Source organism: Pseudomonas sp. XP1, assembly GCF_053557675.1.
In genome coordinates, this window is record NZ_JBNRIJ010000025.1 from 11,083 (window position 1) to 16,733 (window position 5,651).

The 5,651-nt window shown below is 65.6% G+C and carries 6 protein-coding genes; 1 reads left to right on the forward strand and 5 read right to left on the reverse strand.

Translation table 11 applies throughout. The annotated features are described in order from the left end of the window. Positions 1-573: LysE family translocator (locus ACK1U9_RS19020; RefSeq protein WP_449110091.1), on the reverse strand; the 573-nt coding region annotated here is incomplete at its 3' end. A 104-nt stretch (positions 574-677) separates the two neighbouring features. On the opposite strand from ACK1U9_RS19020, the gene ACK1U9_RS19025 reads away from it, so the two are divergent. Then, on the forward strand, positions 678-1,652 hold the full coding sequence (locus ACK1U9_RS19025; RefSeq protein ID WP_338459166.1) for a GlxA family transcriptional regulator: 975 nt from the start codon (positions 678-680) through the stop codon (positions 1,650-1,652). A gap of 151 nt (positions 1,653-1,803) precedes the next feature. Here ACK1U9_RS19025 and ACK1U9_RS19030 read toward each other — a convergent pair whose 3' ends face one another. The 4 genes from ACK1U9_RS19030 to ACK1U9_RS19045 all read right to left on the reverse strand — a co-directional run bounded on the left by ACK1U9_RS19030 (position 1,804) and on the right by ACK1U9_RS19045 (position 5,540). Continuing rightward, complete coding sequence (locus ACK1U9_RS19030; protein ID WP_449110092.1) at positions 1,804-2,655, reverse strand: CAP domain-containing protein; 852 nt, start codon at positions 2,653-2,655, stop codon at positions 1,804-1,806. 220 nt (positions 2,656-2,875) lie between these two features. Beyond that, the gene (locus ACK1U9_RS19035; protein WP_046615405.1) at positions 2,876-3,487 is read right to left on the reverse strand and encodes a cell wall hydrolase; all 612 of its coding nucleotides are present in this window, start codon (positions 3,485-3,487) and stop codon (positions 2,876-2,878) included. Positions 3,488-3,522: 35 nt separating this feature from the next. Continuing rightward, positions 3,523-4,440 carry an AEC family transporter gene (locus ACK1U9_RS19040; protein ID WP_085602188.1) on the reverse strand — a complete coding sequence of 306 codons (918 nt, stop codon included), beginning with the start codon at positions 4,438-4,440 and terminating at the stop codon, positions 3,523-3,525. 236 nt (positions 4,441-4,676) lie between these two features. Continuing rightward, the gene (locus ACK1U9_RS19045) at positions 4,677-5,540 is read right to left on the reverse strand and encodes a LysR family transcriptional regulator (protein ID WP_046615403.1); all 864 of its coding nucleotides are present in this window, start codon (positions 5,538-5,540) and stop codon (positions 4,677-4,679) included. Positions 5,541-5,651 lie beyond the last annotated feature (111 nt).

A 5,651-nucleotide genomic window follows, 5' to 3' on the forward strand; every position in this document is an offset into this window, starting at 1 on the left:
CAGGCTGCCGCAGCAGCGATTGAAGCCCTTGCCGCCCTTGGCCAGCCATGGCCGGATGCGGAACGCCAGGCGTGCCAACAGGTATTCGACCAGGAACTCGACGCTGGCAAAGGTTGCCGCCATCACCACGAACTGCAGCAGCAACCCTCGCTGCGGGTCGATGAACTGCGGCAGGAAAGCGCCGTAGAACAGCAGCACCTTGGGGTTGGCCATGGCCGACAGCAAGCCCTGGCGGAACAGCCCGGCATTGCCCGCCCGCGCGTTTTGCGCAGTCAGTTCCAGGTGCAGGCCCGGGCTGCGCCACAGTTGGATACCCAGCCAGATCAAATAGGCACCACCCACCCATTTGAGCACGCTCAGCACCGAGGCCGAGGCCTGCAGCAGCGCGCTGAGGCCGAACATGGCAAGGGCGATCAGGGCGCTGAAGCCAAACACTCCGCCGACGATGGTGAACAACGTCCTGCGTGCGCCATACAGGGCACCATGGGTCAGGGCCAGCAAGCTGTTGGGGCCTGGGGTCAGCGACAGGCCGATGCTGGCCAGCAGGTAGATGAGCCAGGTTTCGAGTGCCATGGTGGGAACGCCTTGTTGATCGGGAGGGTGCCAGTCTATGGCGTCGGCTTTCGTCAGAAATAGTATGATCTGGACTTCTGATGGTTTTTTCTGGACGCAATGCCATGCTGCCCGATATCCGCTTGCTGATCTTGCCATTACCGGATTTCGCCCTGCTGCCGTTCGGCGCCTTTCTCGACAAGTTGCGTTTCAGCGCCGACGACGAGGACTACAGCCAGCAGCGCTACTGCAGCTGGACCGTGGCAGGGCTGACCCTCGACCCGGTGCCGTCGAGCAGTGGCGCGGTGGTGCAGGTCGAGGCCGTCGCTGGCCAGCTCGAGCTGGCCAGTTTCGACTACCTGGTGGTGTTCGGCGGGCGCAACGCCATGGCCACTGCCGCGCTGGCGCCTCGCTACCGGCCCTTGCTCAGGCAGGCCGGCAAGGCTGGCGTCAAGCTGGTGGGGGTCGACAACGGTGCTTTCCTGTTGGCCGCCTGCGGGTTGCTGCAGGGCCACAAGGTAGTGGTGCACTGGCGCCACGAAGCCGAATTCCGCGCAGCCTTCCCGCATTTGCAGGTGCTGAGTGAGCAGCTGTATTGCATCGACGGTAGCCGCATCACCTGCGCTGGCGGCACCGCGGCCATCGACCTAGCCGTCGCGCTGTTGTCACGGGCCTGCGGGCGGGCCCGGGCGCTCAAGGGCCTGGCCGACATGCTGGTGGATGAAACCCGCGATAGCCGCCATGCCTTGCGCTCGCTGGAGCTGGGGGCGGGGCAGGGGCGGCAGGTGCAGCGCGCCCAGGCGTTGATGCGTCATCATCTGGGTTCGCCATTGACCACGGAGCAGTTGGCGGCGGAGCTGGGCATCAGCCGGCGCCAGCTGGACCGGCAGTTTCACGCCAGCCACGGCATGAGCGCCAAGGCCTGGTGGCTGGAGATGCGCCTGCAACAGGCGCGCTGGCGCTTGCTCAATTCCAGCCACAGCCTGGCGCAGATTGCCGATGAAGTGGGCCTGGGCGATGCCAGTTACCTGGGCAAGTGCGTGCGGCGGCGGTTCGGTTGCACGGCCCAAGCGTTGCGTGACGGCAATATCTCGCCCTGAAGCCCGGCGCGCACTCTGTAGGAGCGGCCTTGTGTCGCGAAAGGGCCGCAAAGCGGTCCCGGCAGTTTTGCATTGATGCCAAGATACTGGGGGCGCTTCGCACCCCTTTCGCGACACAAGGCCGCTCCTACATAAAGCGCGTCAGCCGGGACTACTGCGGCGTCCCGAACAACACTGTCCAGTAAATCCCCGCATCACTCTTCGGGTCCACCGCATATGCAGCGCCCAGCTCACGGAAGTCCGGGTTCATCAGCGTCGCGCAGTGCCCTGGGCTATCGAGCCAGCCATCGACCACCTTGCGCGCGGTGTCACGCCCGGCGGCGATGTTTTCGCCGATCTGCTGATACAGGTAGCCGGCCAGCTCTGCCCGGTCACCGGGGGTGCGGCCATCCTTGTCGATGTGGTCGAAGAAGTTCTGGTTGGCCATGGCCCGGGTGTGGTTGGCAGCAACCCCGGCCAGCACCGTGCTCCAGCTCAGCGCGGGGGCGGCGGCGAAAGGCTGGCCACCACATTGGCGCGGCACCTTGCGCGCGGCGTTGATCTCCTGCAGCACCTTCTGCCCCTCGGCCTGCCAGTCGCCCAGGCGGCCACTGAGCAGCGGCCGGGCCAGCACGATGCGCCAGTCGCGGCCTTCCTGGCTGACGCCGATATCGACGAACTGTGGGTCGAGCACCACCTGGCAGAAGCTTTCTTCGATGGCATGCATGGCAGCGCGCGCATCGCGCGGCCCCGACAGGCTGATGGCCTGCACATTGACCATCGGGTAGGCGGCGCGCGTCATGGCCTGCTGCAGGTCGCGCGTACCCTCTGGCGACAGCGCCAGGCGGGTATCGCTGTTGAGCGGCGGCAGTTCCAACGACGCTTCGCCACCGCAGGGCTGGGCCTTGCTGCGGTAGACGTTGATCGAATCGATCAGTTGCGCCTCTTCGCCGGTGGCAGCCAGTGCCCCGGCCGAAACGACCAGGCCCAGCGACAAGGCGGCAACGGATGACAGGACGCGCATGTGGATCTCCCTATGACTGGCAGCGTCGTGGTTTGCGCTGCTCATCCTACACAAGCCCGCGGCTTTTGGCCCGGGATCGTGCAAAGCAATGAAAACGCCGGCATTCGATGCTGGCGCCACAAGGGGGAGTAGACCACTGATCATCGGAAAAGTGCGGACAGTTGGTAATCATTCCTATCAAACCGCAGTTGTCAGCCCGTTTGCCGGCGCCCGCTGGGTATCAGCGCGCCACCGCCTGGTTCGGTTTGTAGAATAGAAAATGCCTGGTCTGCGCCGTCCGGCGGTAGGCTTTGGCCCAGTCCGGGCGCACATTGCGATCATGGAAGTACAAGGCACCCCCGGTACGGTCTTTCAACTGCTGGTTGAGCGCCTTGCGCGCAATCTCCTTGGCAATGTCGTAGCGTTGCGCTTCTTCGACCTGGTCCGGGCGCCCGTCGCACCACCAGGAGAACTGGCAGGCCTTGCTTTCAACACCCTGCTTGACCACGCCACAGATGGTATCCGGGAAGCCATCGTGGCCCAGGCGGTTGAGCACGACGTTGGCCACGGCGGCCATGTCTTCGGCGTCGGCACCCTTGGCTTCCCAGTAGATGGTGCGGGCCAGGCAGGTGATGCTGTCATCCAGCGGCGCCTGGCCGGCCGGGTCCACTGCCTGCGCTTCGCCCGGCGTGAGGGTCTCGGCCTTTTTCGGGGGTGGTGTGTCATTCACCACTTTTTCCTCGAGCACCTCGGCCTTGTCCTCGGCGACGGCAGCCTTGGCCGGGGCGGCCGCGTGCAAGGGGCCTGCGAGCAGGGCCGAAACCAGGCCGATCACCATCCACGAAAAGCGCATGATGCAAGCTCCCGAACTGTGGGCTGGTTCACAGTCTAGCCAAGCGCAAGCATCAGCACCAAAGGCAGGGTGGCGGCGGCCAACACGGTCTGCAGGGCGATGATGGTGGCCATCAGCGGTGCGTTACCGCCCATTTGCCGAGCCATCACATAGGAAGACGACGCAGTCGGCAGTGCCTGGAACAGCACCGCCACCACCGCTGCCTGGCCACCCAGACCAAGCAGGCGACACAAGCCCCAGGTGGTCAGCGGCATGACCAGGAACTTGAATGCCGACGCCGCCATCAGCGGGCGCACCTGCTGGCCCAGGCGGGCACCACCCAGGGCTGCGCCGACGCACAGCAGGCCCAGCGGCAGTGCGGCCTGGCCCAGGGCCTTGACCGTGGGTTCGATACCCGCTGGCAAGCCCAGCCCGCTGACGCGCAGCAGCAAGCCGCCAGCGCAACCGACGATCAAGGGGTTGGCGAAAATGGCCCGCAGCACCGTGGCCGGTGAGCTATGGCGGGCACTGAAGCGGGCGAACACCAGCACGCAAAGCAGGTTGACCAGTGGCACGATGGCGGCGTTGGCCACTGCCGCCAGGGCGATGCCGGCGCTGCCGTAGATACCCGCTGCAAGGGTGGCGCCGATGTAGTTGTTGAAGCGGATGCCGCCCTGGAACACCGAGGTGAAGTCGGCACCGTCGTGGCTCATTGCGCCCTGGTACAGCATCAGCAGCACAGCCCCGGCCAGGGTCGAGAGCATCAAGACGCCGACCATGCCCAGCACCGGTACGCCATCGAGGTTGGCAGTGGCCAGGCCGTGGAGGAACAGCGACGGCAGCAGTACGTAATAGCTCAGGCGCTCGGCGCCGGGCCAGAAGTTATCGGCGAGGAAGCCGCGCAGGCGCAGGAAAGTGCCCAGGGCAATCAGCAGAATGATCGGTAGCAGGGTGGTCAGCAGCAGGTGGAGCATGATCGACGTTCCGTGGTCGGGTACGGGGCACAGACTACTGGTGCGGATCGATCTGTAAAAACGTTGTTTTCTGCACTGACCATTGAGGAAAAATGCATGTTTGCTCTGGGGGCGCTGTGCGCCCCTTTCGCGACGCAAGGCCGCTCCCACAGGTTTGCCACTGCCTCCAAATGCAACGCGTTCGCTGTGGGAGCGGCCTTGTGTCGCGAAAGGGCCGCGCAGCGGCCCCGGCAATCTCAAGCCTCCAGCGCAGTCTTCAGCACCGCGCTCAAATGCCGCCGCTGGCTCTTCTCGTGCTCCAGCAACACCACCCGCCGGGTCAGCTGTGGGTCGCCAAACGGCAGGCATGTGGCCGGTGGCAAGCGTTGCAGGTCGTCATCGGCCATGGGGATGATCGCCACACCCAGGCCCATCACCGCCATGCGCGCCAGCGCTTCCTGGCTGTCCAGCTCCATCTGCTCGCTCACCTGCAAATGCTGCCGACGCAGTTCCTGTTCGATCTGCCGTCCGGCCCAGGCACGCTTGTCGAAACGCAGGAACGGCTGGCTGGCCAGCAACTGCGCCACGCTTTGCCCGGCCAGGTCGGGGCTGGCGATGGCCCAGAAGCGATCTTCGAACAACGGCGTGAAGTCCAGGCTTTGCGGGTAGGGGCTGACCGGCTCGGTGGTGATCGCCGCATCGAGTTCGCCGTCTTCCACCCGCCGTGCCAGTTCTGCCGACATGCCGGAGGCCACGCTGATGTGCAGCTGTGGGTGGTGCGCCTTGATCCACACCAGTGCCTTGGGCAGGCGTCGCGCCAGCACCGTGTGGATCGCCCCCAGGCGCAGGCGGCCGCGCAGGCTCGGGCCGCTGGCCAGGGCGTCGGCCAGTTCGTCATAGCTAGCCAGGATGGTCTCGGCGCGGGCCACCGCCAACTGGCCGGCTTCGGTCAGCGACACCTGCCTGCGGCTGCGGTCGAACAAGGTCACCTGCAGTTCGTCTTCGAGGGTCTTGATGTGCAGGCTCACCGCCGAAGGGGTGAGGCTGAGCAGGTCGGCGGCACGGGCGAAGGTGCCGTGGCGGGCGATGGTCACCAGGGTGCGCAGGGCTTTGAGGGACATGCGGTTGAGGTCCGGTTTCAAGCTGACAGGGCTGCATTGTCAGGCTCGGCCCTATCGCCGGCAAGCCAGCTCCCACAGGCACTGTGGCAACCTGTGGGAGCTGGCTTGCCG

Coding starts and splice junctions, on each gene's coding strand:
- ACK1U9_RS19025 (WP_338459166.1), top strand. CDS start 678: ATGCTGCCCGATATCCGCTTGCTGATCTTGCCATTACCGGATTTCGCC.
- ACK1U9_RS19030 (WP_449110092.1), bottom strand. CDS start 2,655: ATGCGCGTCCTGTCATCCGTTGCCGCCTTGTCGCTGGGCCTGGTCGTT.
- ACK1U9_RS19035 (WP_046615405.1), bottom strand. CDS start 3,487: ATGCGCTTTTCGTGGATGGTGATCGGCCTGGTTTCGGCCCTGCTCGCA.
- ACK1U9_RS19040 (WP_085602188.1), bottom strand. CDS start 4,440: ATGCTCCACCTGCTGCTGACCACCCTGCTACCGATCATTCTGCTGATT.
- ACK1U9_RS19045 (WP_046615403.1), bottom strand. CDS start 5,540: ATGTCCCTCAAAGCCCTGCGCACCCTGGTGACCATCGCCCGCCACGGC.